At 73.0% G+C, this 24523-nt stretch carries 16 protein-coding genes, 1 tRNA gene and 5 pseudogenes; 10 read left to right on the top strand and 12 right to left on the bottom strand.

Translation table 11 applies throughout. The features are described 5' to 3' along the window. A pseudogene (locus SSBG_RS19860) lies at positions 1 to 261 on the bottom strand (hypothetical protein); the annotation flags it as partial. A gap of 224 nt (positions 262 to 485) precedes the next feature. Here SSBG_RS19860 and SSBG_RS19865 point away from each other — a divergent pair. From SSBG_RS19865 to SSBG_RS19875, 3 genes are all read left to right on the top strand, one after another. Beyond that, positions 486 to 2684, top strand: a complete 2199-nt coding sequence (locus SSBG_RS19865; RefSeq protein WP_037870208.1) for an ABC transporter permease — start codon at positions 486 to 488, stop codon at positions 2682 to 2684. A gap of 127 nt (positions 2685 to 2811) precedes the next feature. Then, positions 2812 to 3465: a TetR/AcrR family transcriptional regulator gene (locus SSBG_RS19870; protein WP_008747869.1), complete on the top strand. Its 654-nt coding sequence runs from the start codon at positions 2812 to 2814 to the stop codon at positions 3463 to 3465. 223 nt (positions 3466 to 3688) lie between these two features. Next, positions 3689 to 4315: an HdeD family acid-resistance protein gene (locus SSBG_RS19875; protein ID WP_008747870.1), complete on the top strand. Its 627-nt coding sequence runs from the start codon at positions 3689 to 3691 to the stop codon at positions 4313 to 4315. Between the two features lie 66 nt (positions 4316 to 4381). Here SSBG_RS19875 and SSBG_RS31510 read toward each other — a convergent pair whose 3' ends face one another. The 3 genes and pseudogenes from SSBG_RS31510 to SSBG_RS19890 form a co-directional block, all read right to left on the bottom strand. Beyond that, positions 4382 to 4720, bottom strand: a complete 339-nt coding sequence (locus SSBG_RS31510; RefSeq protein ID WP_008747871.1) for an STAS domain-containing protein — start codon at positions 4718 to 4720, stop codon at positions 4382 to 4384. Further along, a pseudogene (locus tag SSBG_RS19885) lies at positions 4717 to 5950 on the bottom strand (cobalamin B12-binding domain-containing protein). The gene SSBG_RS31510 and the pseudogene SSBG_RS19885 overlap by 4 nt, the downstream one beginning before the upstream one ends. Before the next feature lie 227 nt (positions 5951 to 6177). Beyond that, entirely contained in the window at positions 6178 to 8019 is a 1842-nt protein-coding gene (locus SSBG_RS19890; RefSeq protein WP_078491363.1) for a GAF domain-containing SpoIIE family protein phosphatase, read from the bottom strand. Between the two features lie 675 nt (positions 8020 to 8694). Here SSBG_RS19890 and SSBG_RS19895 point away from each other — a divergent pair. Further along, positions 8695 to 9057, top strand: a complete 363-nt coding sequence (locus SSBG_RS19895) for a hypothetical protein (protein ID WP_008747874.1) — start codon at positions 8695 to 8697, stop codon at positions 9055 to 9057. Between the two features lie 1023 nt (positions 9058 to 10080). Here SSBG_RS19895 and SSBG_RS19900 read toward each other — a convergent pair. After that, on the bottom strand, positions 10081 to 11682 hold the full coding sequence (locus SSBG_RS19900) for a cytochrome c biogenesis protein CcdA (RefSeq protein WP_234010605.1): 1602 nt from the start codon (positions 11680 to 11682) through the stop codon (positions 10081 to 10083). Between the two features lie 346 nt (positions 11683 to 12028). On the opposite strand from SSBG_RS19900, the pseudogene SSBG_RS19905 reads away from it, so the two are divergent. Continuing rightward, positions 12029 to 12784, top strand: a pseudogene (locus SSBG_RS19905) (transposase family protein). Between the two features lie 152 nt (positions 12785 to 12936). Here the strand turns inward: SSBG_RS19905 and SSBG_RS36215 are convergent. The 5 genes and pseudogenes from SSBG_RS36215 to SSBG_RS33765 all read right to left on the bottom strand — a co-directional run. Beyond that, positions 12937 to 13462: pseudogene (locus SSBG_RS36215) on the bottom strand (IS5 family transposase); the annotation flags it as partial. A gap of 94 nt (positions 13463 to 13556) precedes the next feature. Further along, a pseudogene (locus SSBG_RS31520) lies at positions 13557 to 14560 on the bottom strand (IS5 family transposase). A gap of 113 nt (positions 14561 to 14673) precedes the next feature. Continuing rightward, positions 14674 to 15369 (bottom strand): transposase, encoded by a 696-nt coding sequence (locus SSBG_RS33760; protein WP_199781466.1) that lies wholly within the window; start codon positions 15367 to 15369, stop codon positions 14674 to 14676. Further along, positions 15363 to 15488 (bottom strand): hypothetical protein, encoded by a 126-nt coding sequence (locus SSBG_RS35460; protein ID WP_267880267.1) that lies wholly within the window; start codon positions 15486 to 15488, stop codon positions 15363 to 15365. Before SSBG_RS35460 ends, SSBG_RS33760 begins: the two co-directional genes overlap by 7 nt. Beyond that, the gene (locus SSBG_RS33765; RefSeq protein WP_199781388.1) at positions 15485 to 16024 is read right to left on the bottom strand and encodes a transposase domain-containing protein; all 540 of its coding nucleotides are present in this window, start codon (positions 16022 to 16024) and stop codon (positions 15485 to 15487) included. Before SSBG_RS33765 ends, SSBG_RS35460 begins: the two co-directional genes overlap by 4 nt. A gap of 187 nt (positions 16025 to 16211) precedes the next feature. Between SSBG_RS33765 and SSBG_RS19930 the strand changes: the two genes are divergently transcribed. Beyond that, on the top strand, positions 16212 to 16424 hold the full coding sequence (locus SSBG_RS19930; protein WP_158677799.1) for a hypothetical protein: 213 nt from the start codon (positions 16212 to 16214) through the stop codon (positions 16422 to 16424). A 215-nt stretch (positions 16425 to 16639) separates the two neighbouring features. Here the strand turns inward: SSBG_RS19930 and SSBG_RS19935 are convergent. Beyond that, positions 16640 to 16715: transfer RNA gene (locus tag SSBG_RS19935), tRNA-Arg, on the bottom strand. A 312-nt stretch (positions 16716 to 17027) separates the two neighbouring features. Here SSBG_RS19935 and SSBG_RS19940 point away from each other — a divergent pair. After that, positions 17028 to 18980, top strand: a complete 1953-nt coding sequence (locus SSBG_RS19940; protein ID WP_078491365.1) for a dynamin family protein — start codon at positions 17028 to 17030, stop codon at positions 18978 to 18980. A 308-nt stretch (positions 18981 to 19288) separates the two neighbouring features. Beyond that, on the top strand, positions 19289 to 21289 hold the full coding sequence (locus tag SSBG_RS19945) for a YfjP family GTPase (protein ID WP_008747880.1): 2001 nt from the start codon (positions 19289 to 19291) through the stop codon (positions 21287 to 21289). 56 nt (positions 21290 to 21345) lie between these two features. On the opposite strand, the gene SSBG_RS19950 is transcribed toward SSBG_RS19945, so the two are convergent. Further along, the gene (locus tag SSBG_RS19950) at positions 21346 to 22296 is read right to left on the bottom strand and encodes a LysR family transcriptional regulator (RefSeq protein ID WP_050776804.1); all 951 of its coding nucleotides are present in this window, start codon (positions 22294 to 22296) and stop codon (positions 21346 to 21348) included. Between the two features lie 166 nt (positions 22297 to 22462). Here SSBG_RS19950 and SSBG_RS19955 point away from each other — a divergent pair, with 166 nt between their 5' ends. Then, complete coding sequence (locus SSBG_RS19955) at positions 22463 to 22825, top strand: DoxX family protein (RefSeq protein ID WP_008747882.1); 363 nt, start codon at positions 22463 to 22465, stop codon at positions 22823 to 22825. A gap of 413 nt (positions 22826 to 23238) precedes the next feature. Continuing rightward, positions 23239 to 24396, top strand: a complete 1158-nt coding sequence (ssb, locus tag SSBG_RS19960; RefSeq protein WP_234010767.1) for a single-stranded DNA-binding protein — start codon at positions 23239 to 23241, stop codon at positions 24394 to 24396. The last annotated feature ends 127 nt before the right edge of the window (positions 24397 to 24523 follow it).

Genomic DNA, 24523 nt, shown 5'->3' on the forward strand with positions numbered 1-24523 from the left:
GGCGGCGGAGCGGGGCGGGGTGGCGGTGAGGGGGGAGGGGACGCGGGGGAGAGCGGTAGGGGTGGTGCGGCGCGGGGCGCCGTGCAAAGGCGGGGCTCCGTGCGGGTACGGGCAGCGGTCGCCCGTACCGGCGGCGGTCTCGCGCGAGTCGTGCGGCTCGGTACCGGCGGCGGTCTCGCGGGGCTGGTCCGGTGCCGTGCCGGTGGCGGCTTCTCGGGGGTCGTGCGGCTCCGTACCGGTGGTCTCGCGCCGCTCGTTCATGTCCGTACGGTACGCGGCGGTTCCGGGCCCCCGGCCCCCGCGTGCCCGGTGGGCGCTCGCCCGTGTGACGCACTTTACTGGCGCTTGGTGTCGTACGTGGCGCGTCGTGTCATAAAGTGAGGCGTGCCGGGTCCCGCCCCCGTCCACCGGTTTTCACGCTGCTCACCGGTCCGCGCGCCGATTCGCTCAGCCGCGCGCCGCCGGGCAAGCACCAGGGAGAGTCCATGTCAGAGGCCGCCGCCACGCCACGTGCCGCGAAAGCCGCCCGGTACGGCTTCGTCTTCGCGTTCCCGTTCGTGATGGTGATGCTGCTCGTCGGCATCTACGTCTCCTCGATGCACGCGCCCGAGCCGCACGACCTTCCCGTCGCCGTCGTCGGCAGCGGGGCCCAGGCGGAGCGGAGCGTCGCCGCTCTCGACGCGGCGGACGGCTCGCCCGCCGACGCGCGCCTGCTCGGCTCGGTGTCCGAGGCCCGGCGGCAGCTCCACGACCGCGAGATCGCGGGCGCCCTCGTCCTGCCCGAGGACGGCGGCAGGACCGCCCAGCTCTGGACCGCGCAGGCGGCGGGCGCCTCGCAGACCATGGACGTCACCCGGCTCCTGACCCCCGTCGCCGCCGGAGCGCACCTCACGGTCGAGCCGCACGAGGCCGCGCCGCTCCCGCCGGACGACCAGGGCGGCATGGGCGTGCTCTACCTCTCGGTCGGCGCCATGCTGGCCGGGTACATGGCCGTCACCGTGGCGAGCTCCGGAATGCCCGGCCTCCTGCGGCTGAGGAAGCTCGTGCCCGTCCTCGCGGGCTGGAGCGCGCTCATGAGCGTCGTCGTGTGGACCATCGCCGGGCCGGTCATCGGGGCGGTGAGCGGGCACGTCCCCGACGTGCTCGGCGCCGTGTTCCTCGGGATCTTCGCCGTCGGCCTCACGCAGGCGTTCCTGACCCGCCTCTTCGGGCCCGTCGCCGTGATCGCCGGCATCACCCTCTTCATGTTCCTGGGCGTCCCGGCCTCCAACCTCGCCCTGTCGATCCACACCCTGCCGGGCTTCTTCGGCTTCCTGCACCACGTCCTCCCGCTCCCGGCCCTGGGCGAGGCGCTGCGCGCGCTCGTCTACTTCGACGGCGACGGCGCGGGCGTCCACCTGCTGACCCTCGGGATCTGGGCGCTCGCCGCGCTCCTCCTCAGCGCGGGCTTCGACGTGCTCAAGCGGCGCAAGACGGCGGGGAAGGCGGCGACCGGGACCGCCGCCACGCCGCCGAGCGCGCCCGCGACCTCCACCGCGCCCGCGACCTCGGCGCCCGCGACCTCCGCCTCCACCGCGCCCGCCGCCCCTGCCTCCTCCGCCACCCCTCCCGCCCCCGCGCGCAAGGCCCCGCATCCGGCCGTCCAGCTCGTGCTGCTCGGCGCCTTCCCCTTCCTCATGGTCGTGCTGATGGTCGGCCTCATGCTCGGCGGAATGCACAAGCCGCTGCCGCGCGACCTGCCCGTCGCGGTCGTCTCCAGCAGTGCGCAGACCGCGGAGCAGATGGCGGCGGGACTGGGGAAGTCGCTCGGCTCCTCCTTCGACATCCGCGCCCTGGACAGCGCCGGCGAGGCGAGGCGGCAGATCCGGGACCGTGAGATCGCGGGCGCGTACGTACTCCCCGCACCCGGGGCACAGGACGGCGCGAAGGCGACGATCCTCTCCGCCGGGGGCGCCGGGATGAGCCAGCAGCAGGTCGTCCAGCGCACCTTCGGGCAGATCGCGGCCCAGCAGGGCGTCCCGGTACGGAACGTGGATCTCGCGCCGCTGCCCGCGCACGACGGCATGGGCACGGTCACGCTCTACCTCGCCATCGGCTTCACGATGTCCGGCTTTCTCGTCGTCACGATCATGTCGGTTGCCGCCCGCGAACTGCTGCGGGTGCGCAGGCTGCTCCCCGTGCTCGCCGGGTGGGCCGTCCTCATGGCCACGGCGGTGTGGCTCCTCGCGGGCCCGGTGATCGGGGCCGTGCACGGTCACGCCTGGCAGATCCTCGGCGTCGGCGCGCTCATGGTCTTCACCGTCTCGCTCGTCACGGCGGTGTTCGCGCGCTTCCTCGGGCCGCTCGCCGTGATCCCCGTCGTGACGCTGATGATGTTCCTCGGCGTGCCCGCGTCCAACGGCGGCGTCGCCCTCCACATGGTCCCCGGCTTCTTCCAGGCCCTGCACGGAGTGCTGCCGCTGCCCGCCGTCGTGGAGTCGATCCGCTCGGTGCTCTACTTCGGCGCCGAGGGCATCGGCGGCCACCTCGGCACGCTCGCCGTCTGGGGCGGCGCGGCCCTCGTGCTCAACGTCGCGCTCGACCTCTTCCAGCACCGCCCCACCCGCGACCAGGACCTCGCCGACCCGGCGGCCCTCGTCGCGGCCGAACTCGCCCCCGGGGCGCCGACGGAGGCCCTGCGGTGAGCGGCGAGGGAGGCGTGTCGCGGGCCGGGGAACGGTGCCCCGGCCTGAGGGCCGCCCCGTACGCCGGAAGCTAGGGTGTTCCCGTACCGAGGACGGGAACCCGCAGCACAGCGAAGGGGCCGCCAGCATGGTCGAGAGCCCGGGCACACCAGGGCAGGCGGCGCGCGCCGCCTCGGCGGCGCGCAAGCCCGGACGGCCCTCGCTCTCCGAGCTGAAGCGGCGCGAGGTGCGCCTGGAGATCGCGCGCGCGGCCGTGCGCCTCTTCCGCGCCCAGGGCGTCGAGCAGACCTCCGCCGCCGACATCGCCGCCGAGGCCGGCGTCTCGCCGCGCACCCTGTGGCGGTACGTGCCCTCCAAGGAGGAGGCCGTCACCGTCCTGTTCACGCTCGCCGCCGAAGGACTCGCCACCCGCCTGCGCGAGCTGCCGCCGGGTGAACCGCTCAGCGCCCTGCTCCTCGGCGAGCCCTGGCAGGACCAGATGACGCCGGAGATCGGGCGGCTCGTGCGCGAGGCGACCCGGCTGACCCAGGACGAGCCCGCGCTGCGCAAGGTCGCCCACCAGGCCGCCTTCGCCTTCCAGTCCGGGATCGCCGCCGCGTTCGCCGCGCGCGAGGGACGCGCGGAGGCCCGTCTGGAGGACAAGGTGCACGCCGCGATGCTCCTCGCGACGCTCGCCGTGGTCGAGCAGGAAGCGGCCTGGTGCGAACCGGCCGACGAACCGCGCCGCAGCGAACTCCTCCGCCGCGGCCTCCGCGTCGCCTCGGCGGGCCTGCCGCTCTGACGCCCCCTCCCGCCGCGCGTCGCGTGGCGCGGGAACCCGCCGCGCGGCCCCGGGGGAGAACCTGGCGTGAGGGACACCGGGCCCGACGACGTCACCGCCGAGACCTTCCCGGCGGCGTGACACGCGCGTGGGGCCCGGGGGCCGGGACCGGCGGGGCCCGCCCGTCCTCCGAAGCGCTCAGCTCCGGTGGCGCGCCCCTTTCGCCCGTGCCCACAGTGGGGGCATGAGCCACGCCGAACCGTCCTCGTCCCCCGGTTCCATGCCGCCCGGACCCCGGCCGGGGCCCGGGCGCGACGAACTGCCCGACGCGCTGCGGCGGCTCGCGCGGTCCGCCTGGTGGGCGGTGCTGCTCGCCGGGCTCGCGGCCGTCGTGCTGGGCGTGCTCGTCCTCGTGTGGCCGGGCTCCTCGCTGCGCGTCGCGGGGGTCCTCTTCGGGGTCTACCTGCTGGTCAGCGGCGTGGTGCAGCTCGTCGCCGCGACGGGGACGCACACCGACGCCGGGATGCGCGTGCTCGGCTTCGTGAGCGGGGCGCTCTCCGTGCTGCTCGGGCTCTTCTGCTTCCGGAGCGCCACCCAATCCGTGCTGCTGCTCGCCCTGTGGGTCGGCATCGGCTGGCTCTTCCGGGGGCTCACGCAGGTGGTCGCCGCACTCGCGGAGCCCGCGAGTCCCGCGCGCGGCTGGCAGCTCTTCCTCGGCGTCCTCGCCGCGCTCGCCGGGATCGTCCTCGTCGTCTCGCCCTTCGCCTCCGCGTGGGCCCTCATCCTCGTCGCCGGGATCTGGCTGCTCGCGGTCGGTCTCACCGAGATCGGCACCGCCCTGCGCCTGCGCCACCGCCTCCACCCGAGCTGAGCGGCACCCGCGCCGGCCCGCATCGGCGCGCGACGGCCCGGACAGCCACCGGAGGCCTTATCGGCCTCAGGCCGGTCCGACGCGGAAGTGCGCGCTCGTCCCGGTGAGCCCGAGCAGCCGCCGCAGCGAGTCCGTCGGTCTCTCGAGGGTCAGCCGCACGCCGGCCCGGTCCGTGTGCCTGCGGACCTGGAGGAGGACGGCGAGTCCCATCGAGTCGCAGCCCTCCAGCCCCGCGCAGTCCAGGGCGAGGGCACGCACCCCCGGTGTGGCCAGCGCGGTGACGACGTCCTCGCCGAGCTGCTCGGCCGTGTCGTAGTCGAGGTCGCCGATGAGCGCGATGACGACGCGGCCCGGAGCGGCGTCGCGGCGCTCGATACGGAGCCCGCCGGGCGGGTGAGTGCTCATCGTGCGTCCTCACCGGCGGTACGGGCGGCGGGCTCGGCACCGTCCGCGCCACGCTCTCCCGCGACGCCCCCTCGTACGGCGCCCGGGCCCCGTATCGCCTCCGCGCCCCGTATCGTCTCGCCGTCCCGTGCGGCCTCTTCGCCCCGTGCCGCCCCCGCGTGCCGTACGGCCTCCGCGTCCCGTACCGCCTCCGCGCCCGCCGACAGCAGGGCGAGCGCGCGCGGGAAGTCGCGCAGGCGCTCGCCGAGGAGGGTGAGGGCCGGAAGGAGGGAGACGGCGGGGACGCCGCGCGCGGCGAGTATCGAGGCGGTCCAGGACATGAAGCCGGCGAAGAGGTCCCGGTCGTCCACGTACAGCGCCGTCGCCAGGTACTCGACGACGTGGTCGAGGTCCTCGGCCGTGTGCTCGCGCTGGAGGGCGGTGTAGTCGCGCATCGGCGGGTAGCGGTCGAGCAGCCCGTCGAAGACGGTCCGCACCAGCTCGCGGCGCGAACGAAACACGAACGTGTACTCCTGGTCCGCGAGGTGCGGCAGGTCCGCGCTCGTCACGTGGTCGCGCGGCGGGGGCGGCAGCGGGCCCCGCGCGAGCCGGTCCGCGGCGGTGCGCGCGTCGGGCGCCCACGCGTCCGCGCCGAGCAGCCGCGCGTACCGGCCGTCGTGGCCGAAGGCGGCCCCGCCGACGAGCACGGGGACGCCGACCGCCTGGCACGCCGTGAGCGTCGCGTGGGCGGCGGGCAGCGGGCGCGAGCGAGCCCGAGAGCGCGACCGCGTCGGCGGGCGTCCGGTGCAGGTGGCCGATGAGGTGCGGGGCCGGGACCTGCGCGCCGAGGTGGCCCACGTGCCAGCCGCGCAGGCGCAGCACCTCGGAGAGCAGCCTGGCGGGCAGGCCGTGCCACTCGCCGTCCACGCACGCCACGACGATCCGCCCCAGGCCCGGCGCGGGCACCACCGGCGGTGTCGAGTGCCGCAGCATCGCCACGCACTGCTCGTTGACGGCCGTCGCCGCGTGCTCGCGCGCCACGCTCAGCCGGTTCGCCGCCCACTCCGCGCCGACGCGCCGCTGCACCGCGCCGATCACGTCGAGCAGCACGCTCTCCGCGTCGAGCCCGGCCCCGTACGCGCCGCGCACCACGGCGGCCGCGGCGTCCTCGTCACCCGCGGCGACCGGGACCCACAGCCGCTCGGCCCACGTCTCGGCTCGCGGCGGTGCCGCCGTCACCGTGCTCGTCATCAACCTCTCCCCGGAACCGGCCGCGCTCCGTGCGCGGTACGTCCTCCCGCCCGTCCGGGCGCCCCGCGGCGCCCGCTCCCTGCGGCTGCCCGCTCCCCGCGCCCGCCATCCCGGCCGGAGGCCGATACGTACGGGACGGGCGGGGCGCGTGCGGCGTGTGTGGTGCGCGTTCCGCGCGTGGTGCGGGAGCTGCGCGTTCCGCGCTCGGCGCGCGGTGTGTGAGCGGGCTATCCGGCCCCCGCGCCGTCCGCTTCCGCCTCCACGTACGCCTCCGTATCCACTCCCGCCGTGGCTCCGGCTCCAGGTCCGGCTTCCGCTGCCGTCCCCGCCGCGGCTCCGCGCTTCGGCGCCGTGATCGCCACCACCGCCATGTCGTCGTGGCGGCCCGTGCCGACCCACTGCGCGGCGAGCATCCGCACCCGCTCGACGATCGCGCCCGCGGGCATCCCCGCGCACTCGCCCGCCGCCCGGCTCAGCCGGTCCTCGCCGAACATCGTCTCGCCGAGCGGCCCGCCCTTCGCCTCGGTGATGCCGTCCGTGTAGAGCAGGCACGTCTCGCCCGGCGCGAGCCGCACGGTGTCCGTCGTGGCCCGCACCTCGGGCAGCACCCCGACGAGCGTGCCCTGCGTCTCGGCCCGCTCCACCGTGCCGTCCACGCGCACGACGAGCGGCGGCGGATGACCCGCGCTCGTCAGGCGCAGCCGCACCCCGCCGTCCGCCTCCGCGCGCGCCGAGGCGAGCACGAGCGTCGCGAAGCGCGTGTGGTGCGAGGTCAGCAGCGCGGCGTTGAGCAGGGCCAGGGCGCGCTGGTGGTCGGTGGCGAGCGGGAGCAGCGCGTGCAGCGTGTTGCGGATCTTGCCGGTGAGGATCGCCGCTTCGAGCCCCTTGCCGCACACGTCGCCGAGGACGACGAAGCACTCGCCGTCCGTCCCCTCACCGGCCGGGTGGACGTCGTAGAAGTCGCCGCCGACGCGCTCGCGGTCGGCCGAGGCCCGGTAGCCGCCCGCGAGGTCGATGCCGTCGACGCGGTGCAGCGGGGGCGGAAGCAGTTCGCGGGTCAGGGTCTTGGTGAGCGCGGCCTGCTCCGCGTACAGCAGCGCTGCGGACACCGCCGTCCCCGCGCGCAGCGCGAAGAGCCGCGCGAGGGACTCCTCGTCCTCGCCGAAGGTCGGCCCGCCCGCCTTGCGCAGCAGCACGAGGGCGCCCGCGGGCACGCCGTGCCCCGGCATCGGCGTGACGAGCACGGAGGCGGGAGTGCCGAAACCTTCGGGCAGTCCCCAGGAGGGGAACTGCGCCGGGTCGAGCCAGCGCGAAGGCACCGGCGGAAAGCCCTGGAGGGCCTCCACGAGCCCGGGCATCTCGCCCGGTTCGGCACGTACGAGGCGCCGCCGCGGCTCGCCGTCCGCGAGCGCCATGACCAGCTCGACGCGACGGCCGCGCCAGGGCGCGATGACGAGAGCGGCATCGGCGAGATGCCGGGACGCCAGGCGCGCGGTGATGCTCAGCGCCCGGTCGGCGTTGAGCGAGGACAGCAGCTCGGTCGACGCCTCCTCCAGCAGGGCGTTGCGCGCCTGCTCGGCGCGGAGCGCGACGCGCAGCCGCTCCTCGTCGCCCGCGTCGCGCAGCCACCACGTGAACTCCCCGCCCCTGTGCCGTACGGGGCTCGCCTCGAACGTCCGTCCGTCCAGCGCGCCGCGTGCGACGCCCGGCAGATCCTCGCGCACCGCGCGCGTGTGGGCGTCGGCGAACCAGTCGGGCGCCGTCTCGGCGAGCGGGCTGCCGAGGACGCTCCGGGGCAGCAGAAGGGCCGCCGCCTCGTTGATCTCGCGCACGAGGCCGTCCGGGCCGGCGCGGAGAGCGGGGGGCGGGATGTGGCGCAGCGGCGTACGGGGCGCGGTGCGCGCCGGAGCGGTGGTACGGGGTGCGGGGGGCGTGTGCGTGGGGGCCGCGGGTGTGGGGGTGGACGTTCGGCCGACTCGCTGGTGCGCGGGTGCGGGCGTCCGGTCGGTGCTCGGGTGCGCCGGTTCCGGATGCGTGGTCACTTCGGTGCGTTCGGCTGGTCGTGTCATGTGGGTGGGGCTCGCTCAGCGGGCCCCTCACCTCCTCCCGGCCTGCCGCCGTCGCGCCCTTCGGGAGGCGCGTCGGCCTCACCACCGTACGCACATCCCCCCATCCCGGCGAAACCCCGCCACAAACCCTTGCGGAAACCGCACGTCTACGCGGTATCTCCGGGGGTACACGACCCCACGGAACAGGGCGTGGCCCGGGGTCTGGGGAGACCCCGGGCCACAAGGCTGTGGCGTGCGCGTACGAGGTGAAGGCAAGCGTGGCCCGGCACCCCTTCGCGTGCATGTCTCCCGCCTTGTCCGCATCCCTGTCCCTGACTTGACCCTCGCCTCGGCTCCGGCTTCTGCCGTCCGGAGTCTGGCGGTCGGTTCCTCGGCGGGACGGATTCTCGCGGTCCCGTTCTCGGCGGGACGCGAGCGTGGGCCTCGGCAGCGGTGCGTTCCTGGGCGGGAAGCCGTCGGCCGGGACCGGTGCAAAGGCGTGAATCCGCAGGTACGTTGGAGCGGGCCCGGGGACGGAACGGCATTTCTCCGGACGCCGGAAGCCGGCAGCCAGGCGCAAGGTGCTGGTCCGGCCGGGCACGATCCGGCTGGCCGGGCGGGCGGTCCGCGGCCCGGCGCCGCCACCCGCACGGGCCCCGTGAAACCACCGGCCGGCCGACGGGGAGAATCGGGCTCATGGGATTGGCGACATGGTGGCGCGTGCGGCGGATGAAGACCCCGGTCCTCGGCTCGTTGAAGGTGACCGCCTGCGCGCAGCCGGACACGGCCAGGTCGAGCGCTTCCTACGGCGCTCTGGTCATGGGCGTGGTCCGGGGGCCCGGCATCACCCCGCGCGCCGTCGAATTCTCGACCACCGTGCCTTCCGCGCGCTGCCCCCGGTCGGGGCAGCACATACCCGTGGTCGTGGACCGCGCCGACCCGCGCCGGATCGCCGTCCAATGGGACAAGGTGCCACGCCGGGACGTCCTCGGAGCCGCCCGCCGCGCGAACCAGCAGGCAGCCTCCACGGCCCGTCGCAAGCGGGGAACCTCGCGATGAGGTGATCGCGGACGTCGCGCACGAGGAGCGCCACCTCCCTTGGATGGGCGGCTGAATAGCTGCGGGAGGGGCGCCGAGCGGCTGCCGGTTGCCGTGCGGCTGCCGGTTGCCGAGGGGCAGCCGCCCGGTTGCAAGCAGGCCGAGGCGATCAGGGATGTGCCCCGAGGAGCGCCGTGCCGCTTCTCGCCCTGCCCCGCCGAGCCTGTTCGGGCACGTATCCGCGGAGCCGACCGGCGGACGGGGGAGGGAGAGCCGCCGATCGGCCTCGGCTTCACCGGTTGCGCCCGGTATCGGCCGGAGTCCCGTGGGTCGCCCCGTCACGCCCCGCGCGCACGGCGCACAGGGTGCAGGCCCTTCGCGTTCGTGGCGGGGGCGGGGGTGAGGGCGGGTTCGGAGGCAGGCGGCGAGCCGGGCCATGGTCCGCCCCCACGGTCCGGCGGTGGCTGCCGTGTCGTGGCCGGGACCCGGCCCCCTTGCGGGCGACGCCACGGTTGCCGGGCCCGTGTCGGCGGCGTCCGTCACGCGAGCCGGTGGGCGGGATGCCCTCCATGGGCGGGACCAGGGCCCGGCCGCCGCACGGATCGGCGTCGAGAACCACGCGACGCAGTCTGTCCCAGGACCTGGCCTGCGCCCTCCGGGAACCGCCGAGGGGCGACCACTCCGGAGAGACCGGGCAAGGGGCGATCGCTTTCGGGCAAGCCGGACGAGGCCGCAGGCGGCTGTTGCCCGGACCGCCCAGCGCGGCCACGAAGCGATCGCCGCCACCATCTCCCGACCGCCCGACCGCCCGACCGCCCGACCGCCCGACCGCCCGACCGCCCGACCGCCCGACCGCCCGATGCCGACCCGCCGCGCCTCGGGCGCGAAGACGCCTCCGGCACCAGCCGCTCAACGATTCCCGCTACGACTCACCGCGTACCGGGGCGCCCGAAGGAGCTGGCTCTCGGCCCCGGACCGGCCCTGCCGTGCGGTGGTCCGGAATGCGCGACTGGGCACGGGACCGGGCACGGCGGGCCGGAGCCGTCAGCCGAAGGTGAGCACGTACGCCCGCATCCCCGGCGTGAGCCGGACCTCGATCCGGCCCTCGTGCGCCTCCTTGTCGTCGATGAGGCGGTGCATGGTGGGAGTGCCGTCGATGCTCAGCTGTTTGACGACCTTGCCGTCCCGCAGCACGGTCACACGGCCCCGTCCGCCGAGGACGAGATTGACGTTCTTGGCCTTGTAGCGCATGGCCAGGCGGGCGTCCCGCCCTGCCGTGAAGTAGTCGTATCCGGCGGTCCAGCCGCCGTCGAGCGAGAGCCGGTTCAGAGGGAGGTCGCTCGGGAAGCGGTAGGTCGTGGCCTTGTCGTCGATGAGCGGATCGCCCACGTAGCCGACGATGTTGTGGTTGTTGAGGTACGTCTCGGGCGTGCGGTCCGCCGTCAGTTCCGCGTCGGCCTGGCCCGTCCTGGGCGGCAGCTTCACGCTGGGGTCGGCGTCACGCAGAAGCTCGCGGATGAGGTCCTCGGTCTGCGCGTACTGGCCTTCACCGAACTTGAAGTAGCGCACGGTGCCGTGCGCATCGATGAGGTACTTGGCGGGCCAGAACCGGTTGCGGTAGTTGTTCCAGGTGGTCAGCTTGTTGTCCAGTGCCACGGGATAGGTGACACCGAGCTTCTTGGCCTGGCTCACCACGTTGTCCGCCTTCTTCTCGAAACCGAACTCCGGTGAGTGGACACCGATGATTTCCAGTCCCGCGTCCTTGTACGCCTTCTGCCATTCCTTGATGTGCGGCAGGCTGCGCTGGCAGTTGATGCAGGAGTAGGTCCAGAAGTCGACCAGGACCACTTTGCCGCGCTGTCGCTTCAGGTCGACCGGGGCCCCGTCGGGGGTGTTGAACCATTTCGAGATGCCCTCGACGGGCGGCGCCTGTCCGCAGGAGCGCAGTTCACCGACGCCGTCCTCGCAGCGTGACAGCTCCTTGTTGGAATCGTCGTAGAGACCGGAGAGCTGCTGACGGGCGACCTTGCTGTCCTCGATCTTCTTCTGTGCCGCGGAGGTGTGGTCCGGCAGCGCGCGCTGGATGGCGTCCGTGACGTTGAGAGCCAGCCCGAGCGCCAGGACGATCATGAGGCCACCGGCGGCGATCCGCAGCTTCCTGGCGCGCTTGCGGAAGGCGCCGATCCGCTCCGACACCCGCCGTCCCGCCAGGGCGAACGCCAGGAGCGGAAGCGCGGTACCCACCGCGAACGAAACCGTCAGCGCGACGATGTCGAGATTGAGATGCCCCTGCGCCCCCGCGACCGTGATGGCGGCGAGCACCGGCCCGGCGCACGGCACGTACAGCAGCCCCAGGCCGAGGCCCAGGACGAACGCGCCGCCTTCCCTGTTCACCTGGCGCTGCGGAATGCGCGCGAAGGGCTTTTCCAGCAGGCGTTCGACGGGCGGGAAGATCAGGCCCAGGCCGATGAGGACCAGCAGCGCCAGTCCCACGTAGCGCAGGATGTCCTCGGGAAGGCCGAGGGCCGTCACGATCGTCACGCCCAGCAGGGTGAAGAAACTGAAGCTGATGACGAGACCGGCGACAACCGCGTAGGGACGCCGGTTACGGGGCTGCTTGACCACCGGCGGATCGGCTTCCAGCACATCGGAACGCGCCGCTCCCGCTCCCCGTACCGCTCTGTTCGCGGAAGGTGCCGGCCGGGACGCGTCCGACGCCGGACCACCGGCGAGGAACACGACGGGAAGCACCGGCAGGATGCAGGGGGAGACAGCTGTGATCAGTCCTCCCAGGAGACCGATCAATACCAAAATGATCATGATGTGCCATCCCTGCTCCGCGAGTCCCCGGCCACTCCGAGTGCGTGGCCCTGAGCCCTTTCCAACCTGGCTGTGGCGTCGGGGTGTTGGTGGGCATGGGTTGTACGGAACAACGAAGCTCCTGGTAGACGGGTTCTCGACAAAGATCACCCGTGTCTGCCAGGAGCTTCGCGTGCTTGTCTACCCGTCGTCGATCGATCTGTCCAGCCGCACGCTGCGGCACCTGACGAGGCAACTGGCCGCCCACCGACGGGAGATCGGCACGCGATGGCGGCGTCTGCCCGTCGGCCGTCAGGCCCTGCTCGCCCTGGCCCACCTGCGATGCGGCGACACGTACGCCCAGCTCGCCGCAGGGCTCGAGATCGGCATCGCGACCGTCTACCGCTACATACGCGAGGCCGTCAAAGTGCTGGCCGCCCAGGCGCAGACCCTGGCCGAGGCAATGACGACCGTCCGGACGAAGGCGTACGTCGTCCTGGACGGCACCCTCCTGCCCATCGACCGGATCGCCGCCGACACCCCGTACTACTCCGGAAAACACAAGCGCCACGGCATGAACGTCCAGGTCATCACGGATCCCTTCGGCCGACTGCTGTGGGCTTCCGCGGCCCTGCCCGGCTCCACCCACGACCTGACCGCCGCGCGCGAACACGGCATCATCGACGCGCTCGCAACAGCAGGGCTGAAGTGCTGGGCGGACAAGGCGTACCAAGGGGCTGGTCGCCATGTCCGCGTACCCTTCCGGGGCCGTCGGCTCAAGCACTGGAAGCGACGGCACAACAGCACCCACGCCAAAATCCGGTGCCTCTGCGAGCAGGCCATCGCCGTCCTGAAGGGCTGACGCCTCCCACGCAAGCTCCGCCGCAGCACCAACCGCAACACCAACATCGTGAAGGCCGTCGTCGTCCTTCACCACGCCTCAACCTGAGGTTGGAAAGGGCTCCCTGATCCGGAGTCGCGTCGCGGTCGGATTGGGCCGAGGCGTCTCGGCCGCGCGGCGAGAGCGGCCCGCCGCGCGACGCGAAGGGAGCGCAAGTGTCATCTGGCGCGTACGAGCCGGGGGCGCGCGCCCGGGCGGACGCGCCGCGCCGGACGTACTGCGGCACCGCTCGGCGGCACTCGCGGTTCGCCCAAGACGGTGTCGAAGACGGTGCAGTCGTTGACGTTGCCCCGCGTGACGACGACCGTCAGGGGCAGGCCCCGGCCGTCGTGGGCGAGACGCACCCTGGTGGTCAGCCCGCCACAGGACCGGCCCAGCGCCTGGCGAGCCGCCGAGCGCACCGAACTCCCGGTGCGTCGCCCTCCGCCACGTTTTGCGGACGGCGGCGACGCTCTGGTGAGCCAGGCCGGCCGTGGAGCCGACCGAAACGGTCCCCGCCAGGTTCCCGACGGAGTCGTCGCGCAGCTGAACCTGCTCCAGCAACCGGGCCCAGGTGCCGCCCGTCTTCCAGCAGGCGAAGCGCTCATCAACCGTTTGCCACGGCCCGTAGCGCTCCGGGAGACCACGCCACGGCGCACCTGCACGCAGCCGTCGCAACAGCCCGCTGATCACCGGCCGATGATCCCGCCACGGCCGTCCGCGACCATCAACACCAGGCAGTAACAGCGAAACGCGCTGTCACACCGCACCCGTCAGCTCGCCACGACTCATCACAAGATCAAGTAGTCGGACGGGACCTAGGGAGCGTATTCGGTTGTGATCAAGAGGCTGCTCGTGTGAGGTCCTTGATCCAGATCATCGAGGCGCGTAGGTAGAGTCCGGCGAGGTAGCTGTCGGGGGTCTTGTCGTAGCGCGTGGCGATGCCTCGCCATGCCTTGAGCTTGTTGATCAGACGCTCGACGGTGTTCCGCTCCTTGTAGAGGTCTGCGTTGTGGCTGACGGGCCGGCCGCCGTGGGAGCCCTTCTTGTTCCGGTTGGCGGCCTGGTCCTTCTTCTCCGGGATGACCGCTTTGATACGGCGTTTGCGCAGGTGGGCACGGTTGCCGCGGGACGAGTACGCCTTGTCTGCGGCGACCGCGTCCGGCCGGGTGCGGGGACGGCCGACGAGCCCGCGGACCCGTACCTTCCCCAGCACTGGGATGAACTGCGGACTGTCGGCGGCCTGCCCCTCGGTCAGGATGAACGCCAGCGGGCGGCACCTCCGGTCGCCGGCGACATAGATCTTGCTGGTCTGCCCGCCCCTGGAGCGTCCGAGCAGGGCGGCCTTCAGCCGAAGTTTGCGTCGGCGCCGGACGCGCCGTCGTTCTTCCCGCGCGGGATCGCTTTCGGTCTCCTGCCCGGTTTGTTCGTCGCAGCCGCCCCCTTCGACCTGGCCTTCTCCGCCTCGGCGGCAGCCTTCTCCAGAGCGGTGAGGACCTCCTCGTCCAGGTGCATGCCGGCCGCGTCGTGATGGGCCCGCGCGGTGGTGGAGTCGATGCTGACCAGGGACAGGTCCACCTCACCGCGCTTCGCGGCTTCCGCGATCAGGCCCTCCAGCAGGGCCTCGAAGACCCCGGCGTCACGCCACTGCCGGAAGCGGTTGTGGACGGTCGACCAGGCGCCGAACTCTGCCGGCATCTCCCGCCACTGGCCGCCCGTCTTGAACCGCCAGATCACGCCCTCGAACTGCTGCCGCAGCCGCTCGGGGTACGGGCCGTACTCGCCGATCGGCAGGTACGGCTCAATGAAATCCCACTCCGGGTCGGTCAGTTGCACTCGCGTCACGTACGACGGTCTACCGGACCAGACCGTGCCACGAAGGCACATCCCGCAGATTGATCACGACTCGATACGCTCCCTAGTACCAACGCCGTTCAGTTTGGGTGGGGGCCGGGTTGTCAAGGGCTGTCCGTGAGCATGGTGATGCTGATGGTGGCTTTGTAGGTGGTGCGGTCGATGGCGGGTCCGCGTGCGTTGTATTTGGAGATGGCGCGTTTGACGATGCGGTCTTTGGTGCGGGCCCGCCGGGCGGGCAGGAGGTGGGCCAGGACGTGGTGTCCGATGGCTCCGACCAGGTCGATCACCGTGTCGGCGGCGATGCCGGCGGCCAGGACGAGCTGGTCTCGGGCAGCGGCGAGGGCGGTGGTGAAGCCGGCCCGGTCCGGGTCGGTGCCCGGGACGCTGTCGGTGGCGTCCGTCATCGCGGTCCGCAGCGCCTGGTAGGCGGTCAGCAGGGCCCACACCTCCTGCTCGACACCGGCTGGGGTGCGGGCCCGCAGGACTCGTCCGCCCAGGATCGTGGACTTCAGCTCCGCGTAGGCCGTCTCGATCTCCCAGCGTTCGTGGTAGAGCCGGACGAGTTCGCCGGCCGGGTGTGTTGCGGGGTCGGTGAGGGTGGTCAGCAGCCGATAGTGACCGGTGCGGGTGCCCTGGGACGTGGTGATGCTGATCTCGGCGTCGATGACGCGCACGGTCAGCGTGCCGAGGCGGGCCAGGAACGAGCCGTCATGGTAGCGGGCCACCGGCGGCAGCTTCCGTCCAGACTTGCAGCGCACCAACAGATCGGCGCCGGTGGCGGCGAAGTGGTTCAGCAGTGCGGCGGCGGCGAAGTTCCGGTCGCCAGCAGCAGCATCCCGGCGCGCAGGTCCGCCGCCAGGCGGCGGGCGTACTCCAACTCACCGACGACGGCAGGGCCGAAGGCGGCCCCGATCACCGACCGGGTTCCGCAGGCCACCAGAGCGGCCAGACGCAGTTGCGGATACCCGGCGGTCCCGTTGTCGCCATCGACGGAACCCTGCTGCCGGTCCCGGACAGCCCGGCGGACCTCACGGTGTTCACCCGGCAACGGCTCGCCACCCTCAAACCCCGCCACCGTCCGGCGGACGTGGTCGTGGCCGCAGGACCCCTGACCAGGTCGAACAACGCCTTCATCGGTGCCGGTCCCAGCCGCTGGCGGGCCTGACGAAGAGCGCTGCCACATGGTCTGGACAGCGCCAGGCCCGCCAGCCCGGCGCATAACCGGTCGAAGACCTGCACGTATCCCAGCGGGGAGAACAGCGCCGCGGCCAACAGCAGATACACCGTGACCCGGGCCGGCACCAGCCGGACCCCGCGCTGCACCGCACCGGTCCGCGCGAGCACCTCATCGACCATCTCGAACGGCACGATCCGGGTCAGCTCACCGAGATGCCCCGGCGCGAACACCCCGGCCGCTACCCCGACGGTTCTTGTTATGGCAGCCTGTTCCAACAGCGGAGCTCCTGTGGTGAGGATGTCTTGGCGGACAACCCCCTTCTACAGCAGCTCCGCTGCCTCGTTCACCGGCCTTGACAACCCGGCCCCCACCCAAACTGAACGGCGTTGGGGCTAGATGCTCTCGGGGAGCGTGCTGAGGCGAATCTGGGACAAGGCGCGCGAAAACGTTCTTCCGCCTCACGTGTACCACTCCATCGCGGGGGAGCGCGTGTACGACTGCCGGAACGTTTGCCTGACGAGCTGGCTCAACGCGGGCATCCCCTCGGCGACCGTTGCCTACTGGGCTGGGAACAGCGTGCAGGTACTCCTCGCGGTCTACGCCCGATGCATCACGGGGCGGGAGGCCGACTACAAGCGCCGCGCGTACGGAACGCACTACCACTTGGCCGCGTGAGCAATTGCCTTCCAGCTGTGGCGGACGTCTCCTCCGGGACGTCCGCCACAGCCGTTCCCGTGGGAACGTAATGGGAATGAACAGCCGTAGGGAGCCGGATTTGGCCGCCCCCAGCCGGATTTTGATCTTGCGTGGCGCGCCTCAAGCGGGTGCGCCACGATGGACGTTGCGCGGCGCTGACCTGCGAAAACCCGCCCATTGGCGGGTTCTCTGGGTGGCGCCCCCGGCAGGACTCGAACCTGCGGCCAAGCGCTTAGAAGGCGCCTGCTCTATCCACTGAGCTACGGGGGCCGGTCGTGTGCGGCCGGTGGCCGGGAACCCTGGTACGGGCAGGGTGGTGACCTGGCCGGGGACAAGGATAGGGCTCCGTGGTCCGTGTCCCTGCTGCTTCGCCTGCGCGCCACGTTGTGTAGGTTCAGTGAAGCGGTCCCGATAATCGCAGGCAGGTGCGAATCACGCATCGTTTTGAGGCCCACCGGTGCCAGGGTGTTGTGCACTCGTTATCCCTCGGCGCCCCCGCTTCCTTCCACCGCCCGGGTTCCCTTGCCACGCAGAAGCAGCCAAACGCTTCAATATGTCGCCAAAACCGGGCATTCTGCGCATGTGGTGACCTTGGATGCACGGCCTCAGCTTCTCGACGCCCTTACCGACCTGCGCGACCGCGTCGCCGCCGTGCGCTGCCCTCTGCCGCTGCCGGGCGCTCCACGCGCCCGCGCCAACAGGGACGAACTGCTCGCCCAGCTCGACGACTACCTCCTTCCCCGCCTGCGTACGCCCGAGGCCCCGCTCCTCGCCGTCGTCGGCGGCTCGACCGGCGCCGGCAAGTCCACCCTCGTCAACTCGCTCGTCGGCCGCCGGGTCACCGAGGCCGGGGTCCTCCGCCCCACGACCCGCAACCCGGTGCTCGTCTGCCACCCCGACGACCACCACTGGTTCGCCGATCTGCGTGTCCTCCCCGAACTGACCCGCGTATGGGTCCCCCGTCAGGACTCCGCCCGCCCCGCGGACCACCCCGGCTACGGCGCCTACGAGGAAGCCGAGATCCCTTACGAGGACGAGTACGGCGCCTACGACGACGAGGACTACGAGGCCGCCGAGGAGAACCGGGACCGGGTGCTCCGCATCGAGACCGCCGCGGCCCTCCCCCCGGGAATCGCCCTGCTCGACGCCCCCGACATCGATTCCCTCGTCGTCCGTAACCGCCTCCTCGCCGCCGAGCTCATCTGCGCCGCCGACATCTGGATCATGGTCACCACCGCGAGCCGGTACGCCGACGCGGTGCCCTGGCACCTCCTGCGCACGGCCAAGGAACAGCAGGCCACGCTCCTCACCGTGCTCGACCGCGTGCCCCACCAGGTGCTCGGCGAGGTCTCGCAGCGCTACGGGGCACTCCTCACCAAGGCCGGTCTCGGCCACGTCCCCCGCTTCACCGTGCCAGAACTGCCCGAGTCCACCGGCGGAGGAGGGCTCCTCCCCGCCACCGCCGTGGCCCCGTTGCGCGCCTGGCTCGCGCACCGCGCCGCCGACCCGTCCGCCCGGGCCCGCGCCGTCGGCCGCACGGCGCGCGGCGCGCTCGGCTCCCTGCGCCGCCGGATGCCCGAACTCGCCGCCGCCGTCTCCGCCCAGTACGCCGCCTCCGTCCGGCTCAGCACCGCCGTGGACGAGGCACACGCCCTCGAACACGCACGGCTCCACGAACGCCTCCAGGACGGCGCCGTACTCGCCGGTGACGCCCTCAAGCGCTGGCAGGCCCACCCGGTGGACTGCACCTCCGCCGAACTCCTCGACGCCCTCGTGGACAGCCTCGCCGCCCTCCTGCTCTGCGCCGTCACCGCCGCCGACGAGCACATCGACACCCGCTGGCGTCGCGAACCCGCCGCCCGCGCCCCCGAACTGCGCCCCTCGTTTCCGCCCGAGACGGAACCGCTCGCCCACCGCATCGGCGTCGCGGTGCGGCGCTGGCGGCGAGTCGTGGAGGAGTACGCGGAGGAGGAGGTGCGCGTGCTCGACCACGCCGCCGCTCCCGACCCGGAATCCGTCACAGCCCTGCTCGTCACCGCGCTGCTCGGCGGCAGACGCGGCGGGGTCGCCGGTGAGACGCTCGCCGAACGGATCGGCGCCGAGGCCGCCGTGCGCCTGCGTGACCGGGGCGGTGAACTCCTCGGGGAATGCCTCGACCGTGTGCTCGGCGCGGAACGCGAACGCCGACTCGCCCCGCTCGATGCCCTCGGTATCGGCCATGAACCGCAGTCCGGGCTGATTGCCGCGCTCTCCATCGTGGAGAAGGCGCGTGAGGTACGGACCCCCGTCATCCCCCGGCCCGAGTCCGTTGCCGTGCCCGCACCTGTCAGTACCGCGTCGAGCCCTTCCCGCACGACGGTCCCGGAGGCGCCTGCCGTCCCTGAGCCACCGGCCGGCGCCGAGCCATCTGCCGTTCCCGAGCCGTCGGTCGTCCTCGACGCTGTCGCCCGGGTGCCCGTGTCAGTGGCTGCCGAGGCCGGCCATGCCGAAGACAACGCCCGAGCCGCCGAGACAGAAGGAGAGGCGAGCGCGTGAGCACCGCCGCCACCGAGCACCAGGACCAGCCCGGCAGCGTCGCCGGTACCCCGGACGGCGCCCTCGGCCACGCCCCCCTCCCTGAACACCCCGCCCCCGATGTCCCCGAAGCGGCCGCAGACCGCGCCACGCCCGGCACCCGGAGCGCGCCGTCCGGGGAGCCGGGTGGCTCGGACCGGCCACCGGGCATCCCCGCCGGGACTTCGGACGGCTTCGGCGTGGCTCCGAACGACTCGGGCCGCACCCCGGTCGAGCACGGCACGTCCGGCACCGGCTCGGGACAGCCCGCCACACCCAGCCCCGCACGCGTGCCCGCCCCGGCCGACGGGACCACCCCCAGGACCGGCCCTCCCCGGGGAGGCACCGCTCACACCCCGCACGCGGTTACCACGGCCCCCACTGCCGGAGAGCCCCGCACTGCCGCCGCCGAGGCCCAATCCGGCCACGACGGGGCGGAGACGGGCACCCGTACGCCTGCGGAGGGCACCCCACCGGCTCAGCACGGGGCCGGCACCCACTTCGGGACCCCCGCCCGGCGCCCCGGGACGAGCCCCTTCGACGACGGGCTCATCGCGCGCCGTGCCGGGCCCGGGGGCGCCTGCCCCGACCTCACGACGGGGACGGCAGAGACCCCCACCGTCCGCGACGGCGGCGCCGAGGTGCGCGCCTTCCGTGAGGGGCCGCTGCGGGAACGGATCGACGCCCTGCGCGAACTCGTGGCCCTCTCCCGGGCGCGCCTGGATGAAGACACGCTCGCCGAAGCCGGACGCGTGCTCGACGAGGCCGCCGCGCGTGGCCGGCTCTCCGGCCGGCACACCGTCGTCGCGCTCGCCGGGGCCACGGGCAGTGGCAAGTCGATGCTTTTCAACACCCTTGCGGGCGCGAACATCTCCGACACCGGCGTCCGGCGGCCCACCACCTCCGCACCTCTCGCGTGCAGCTGGACGGACGGCGCCGCCGGACTGCTCGACCGGATCGGCGTACCCGGGCGGCTGCGACGCCGCCCCGTGCTGCCCCCCGAGGGCGACGGGGAACTCAGCGGGCTCGTCCTCGTGGACCTCCCCGACCACGACTCGGCGGCGGCCGAGCACCGTGCCCAGGTCGACCGTGTACTGAGCCTCGTCGACGCCGTGATCTGGGTCGTGGACCCGGAGAAGTACGCCGACGCCGTCCTCCACGAGCGCTACCTGCGGCCCCTCGCGGGGCACGCCGAGGTCACGTTCGTCGTCCTCAACCAGATCGACCGGCTTCCCGCCGAGGCCGCCGATCTCGTCCTGGACGACTTGCGTCGCCTGCTGGACGAGGACGGGATTCCGCTCGGCGAACACGGTGAACCCGGTGCGACCGTACTCGGCCTGTCCGCGCTCAGCGGCGAAGGGATCGGCGAACTGCGCGAGATGCTGGGTGAGTTCGTCGGTGAGCGCCAAGCCGCCGCTCGCCGTCTCGCCGCTGACATCGACCTCGTCGCCGAACGCCTTCGCCCCCTCTACGCGGCCGGGCGCACCCCTGGCCTCAGCGAGGACGCCCGCGTCGCCTTCGCCGACCGGCTGGCCGAAGCGGTCGGTGCCACGGCGGCCGGTGAGGCGGCCGAACGCGCCTGGCGCCGTAACGCCAACCGCGCCTGCGGCACCCCGTGGCTGCGGCTGTGGCGCCGGTACGAGGAGCGCCGCACCGCCGAGCAGCCGCGGTCCGTCCCGGAGCAACCGCGTGAGGCCGAGCCGGTCGCGCGGCAACGCGTCGAGCAGGCTGTGCGCACCGTGGGCGAGGAAGCCGCGCGCGGTCTCCCCGAACCATGGGGCGTCGCCGTCCGCGAGACGGCGGTGCGCGGCACGAAGGAGCTTCCGCGCGCGCTCGACTCCCTCGCGGAACGCGCCGCCCGTCCGGCGGCACGCCCCCCGCGCCCCGGCTGGTGGCCGGTCGCCGTCGCCACGCAGGTGCTCATGACGGCACTCCAGGTCGTCGGCGCGCTGTGGCTGTTCGCCCAGGTGACCGGTGTGCTGTCCCCGGAAGTGACGATCGCGACCCTGCTCCTTGGCACCGGGATCGTGGGCGGCCCGGCGGTGGAGTGGTCCTGCCGGATGGCCGCGAGGGGGCCCGCCCGCCGCTACGGGGCGGAGGCCGAACGTGCCCTGCGCGAAGCGGCGGCGGGCTGCGGCAGGGCGCGCGTGCTCGACCCCGTGGCGGCGGAGCTGTTGCGCTACGAAGAGGTGCGTGAGCAGTACGTACGGATGGCGGGGCCCGGGCCCGCGCTCGGCACGGGCTCCCGCGCGGTGCCGGAGAGCGTGCTGCGCGGTGGGGCGACCGTGTAGAGCGACCCGGCGGGAGTGGGCGCGGGGGAGGCGGGACGGGGAGCGGGGCGCGGTGGTCATCCGGTCCCGCCCCGGGGGCCGGTCGTCGCCGGGGAACGGTAGGCGGCGGCCGCGAGGGTGACGAAGGAACGCACCAGTGGATCTTCGTTGCCCTTGTTCCATGCCACCAGGACCGGACTCGGCGCCATCCCGGTGAGCGGCACGATCGTCAGGCCCGCCGGCAGGTCGTGGCCGAAGAGGCGCCGGACGCCGTGAGCCGGGCCGGGCCGGATGGGCGCGGCCCCGCCTGCTTGGTGCCCGGCCAGCGGCATGAGCCCCACCGTCCCGCTCCACAGCACCGCGTGCAGGCACTCCCGCACGACACGTACCACCGGCCCCTCCCCGGCCCCGCCGCTCCAGTACCTCTGCCACAGCGGGTCGGTCCCCGCCGGGAAGCGGAACCAGGTGCGCTCCGCCAGATCGGCGCGGGTCAGTGACCCCGCCCCGGCCAGAGGATCGTCGGCGCGGAGCACGACCCCTACGGGGTCGCGACGCAACACCCCCACGGACAGGCCGGTTTCGTCGAACGGGCCACGAGTCAGGGCGACATCCACCCGGCCAGCGCGCAGTCCGCAGGTCGGATCGGTGAGATCGGTGTCCCGCACCTGTAGCCCGATGCCGGGATGACGGGCGCGGAACGCCTCCGCGAGGCGACTGGCTCCCGGGTCGGAGCTGTCGCCCAGGAGGCCCACGTCGAGCCGCGCCGCACCCGCCGTCGCGGCGACGCGCTCCCGTACCCGCTCGGCGTGGTCGAGCAGTTCCCGCGCCTCCTCCAGCAGCACTCTCCCGGCCTGGGTGAGCGAGACGCCGGCGGGCGAGCGAACGAGGAGCTGGGCGCCCACCCCGGCCTCCAGCTTCTTGATCGCGCGGCTCAGCGGGGGCTGGCTCATGTGCAGCCGGGCGGCGGCCCTGCCGAAGTGCGCCTCCTCGGCGACGGTCACGAAATACCGCAAGGTGCGTAGCTCCATCCTGGGACGATACCGATCGGGTATGGCGTGTGCGGGAGAGGTCTTGGACGCGGGCGGGCTCCGGCCCGTCCAATCGGAGATGAGTGCGGAGCGCCGGCGTACGGGGAGCGAGCACTCCGTGTGCGCGGGACGGCTCCGCCCGGACCGACCTCGGCGGACAGGGATCATGAACATCGCGTACTGGATACTCGCCGGCCTCCTGGCCGTCTTCTACGCCTACGGAGGCGTCCGCAAGATCACGCGTTCGCGCGACCGGCTGCGGCCGATGATGGCGTGGGTGGACCGGGTGCCCCTGCCCCTGCTCAGGGGGCTCGGCATCGTAGAGACGCTCGGCGCGGCAGGGTTGGTCCTGCCGCCGCTCACGGGCGTCGCACCGCGGCTCGCGCTGGCGGCTGCGGCCGGTCTCGTGGTGCTCCAGGCCGGGGCGATCCCGGTGCACCTGACGGGCGGGGACAGACGGATCGAACTCAATGCGGGGCTCCTCGTGGCTGCTGCTGTCACGGTGTGGCTGGCGACGGTCTGGTGGTGAGTGATGGTGAGGCGAGTCGGCCGGGTGGGCGCGGCCGGAGCGCGTGGGCTCGTACGCGTCCTCGCGGGCACGGGGCGATGAAGGCTCCGGAGAGCGTTCCCGCGAGCGGGACCTGCGTCTGGCGCGGCCTGCTCGTGACAGTACGTGAGAAGTCCAGGAAGCGCCCAAAAGTGAAAAATTCACTCATCCTTTCGAGTGAGGGGAGCTCGCTTTTTCTGAACTGACCTGCGGAAACGTCCTTTTGGGTCGTCGTTGCACTCGTGGAACGCCGCTCCACGAGTGCGGACTGTCGGTTCTCTCTGTCACTGTGTGTGCGTGTCCGACGCAGATGCGACCGGAGCACGTACGACAGGCGTGGTGCGTCCGAACGCGCCGCGCGCAGACGATCCGAGGGGGACGAGATGAACGACGCGATGGTGACGGTGGTCGGGAACGTGGCGACCGATCCGGCGTTCCGCGAGACACGAGGAGGGGCCATGGCCCGCTTCCGGCTCGCGGCGACGGCCCGGCGCTGGGACAGGGGCGAGGGTCGCTGGATCGACGGCCACACCAACTTCTTCACAGTGCTGGCCTGGCGGCACCTCGCGGACAACGTCTCCTCCTCGGTGGCGATCGGTGATCCGGTCGTCGTGCACGGACGCCTGCGAATGCGGGAGGAGGAGTACGACGGACAGCGGCGCGTCTCGGCGGAGATCGACGCCATTTCGGTGGGGCACGACCTGACGCGCGGTACCTCGGCTTTTCGTCGGCCCCCGCGTGATGACGGGCGTTCGGGCGCTGCGGCCACGGTGGTGGCGCGGGAGCGCCGGTACGGGGCTGCGCCGTGGGGACCCGCTGCCAACGCGCCGGGCGGAAGCGGAGCAACGGATCGCGGTGGGACCGCAACTCGTGAACCGGCACGGGTCGGGGATGTCGTGGACGAGCTGTTTCTGCGGTCGGGTCCCGATTCGGGAGCGGAGGGGCGTGAGGAGGCGGTGGCGCCTTCGGCCGGGACGGGCTGGGAGGCGAGTGGGCCGGTCACTGCGGCGCCGGTGCCGGAGCCGGGTTCTGCTGTGCCGGAGCCGAGTTTTGACGCGGTGGCCTCGTCCTCGTCTGCGACTCCGGCCCCGACTCCCGCAGACCCGGACCGTGTATTGCCTTTCTCGCAGGCGAACCCGGTTTCCGTGCCCGCCGATTCGGCGCCGGATGTCGCGGAGAAGCGACCCCTTCCGTGGATCGTCACGCCTCCCGCCCCCGACGACGAGCCGGGCGTCAAGACCGCCTCCCGGCGCAGGTCCGCCGCGCCGGCCAGGGCCGCTTCGTCCGTGCCGTCCACGCCGTCTGCCGAGGCCGCGCCGTCTGCGGGGACCGAGTCGTCCGCTTCCGGGAAATCCGCCGCCCCCGTCGCGTCGGCCCGCGCCCGTCGCGCGGTGACCAAGCGACGGGCGCCCGGGGTGGAGGGCAAGCCCGCCCCGGGGATGGAGCCCGGCGCCGAGAAGAGGGCGGGAGCGGAGGCGGTGGCGGGGGTGCGCGAGCCGGTCTCCGTCGGCGGCGGGTCACTGGGTGATCCCGACGCGGTACCTCCTTTCTGAGGTACGGCGTCCTCTTCTCCAGGAAAGCCCGGGATAGCGAGCCTGGCATCGGGTCGTCATCACCTGACGAGCCCTCATGTATGGCGCATTGCAGGCGACTTCGGTCAGTCAAGGAGGAACAGGCCGG

The organism is Streptomyces sp. SPB074 (assembly GCF_000154905.1).
In the GTDB taxonomy this organism is placed as follows: Bacteria; Actinomycetota; Actinomycetes; order Streptomycetales; family Streptomycetaceae; genus Streptomyces.

Coding starts and splice junctions, on each gene's coding strand:
- SSBG_RS19865 (WP_037870208.1), top strand. CDS start 486: ATGTCAGAGGCCGCCGCCACGCCACGTGCCGCGAAAGCCGCCCGGTAC.
- SSBG_RS19870 (WP_008747869.1), top strand. CDS start 2,812: ATGGTCGAGAGCCCGGGCACACCAGGGCAGGCGGCGCGCGCCGCCTCG.
- SSBG_RS19875 (WP_008747870.1), top strand. CDS start 3,689: ATGAGCCACGCCGAACCGTCCTCGTCCCCCGGTTCCATGCCGCCCGGA.
- SSBG_RS31510 (WP_008747871.1), bottom strand. CDS start 4,720: ATGAGCACTCACCCGCCCGGCGGGCTCCGTATCGAGCGCCGCGACGCC.
- SSBG_RS19890 (WP_078491363.1), bottom strand. CDS start 8,019: ATGACACGACCAGCCGAACGCACCGAAGTGACCACGCATCCGGAACCG.
- SSBG_RS19895 (WP_008747874.1), top strand. CDS start 8,695: ATGGGATTGGCGACATGGTGGCGCGTGCGGCGGATGAAGACCCCGGTC.
- SSBG_RS19950 (WP_050776804.1), bottom strand. CDS start 22,296: ATGGAGCTACGCACCTTGCGGTATTTCGTGACCGTCGCCGAGGAGGCG.
- SSBG_RS19955 (WP_008747882.1), top strand. CDS start 22,463: ATGAACATCGCGTACTGGATACTCGCCGGCCTCCTGGCCGTCTTCTAC.
- ssb (WP_234010767.1), top strand. CDS start 23,239: ATGGTGACGGTGGTCGGGAACGTGGCGACCGATCCGGCGTTCCGCGAG.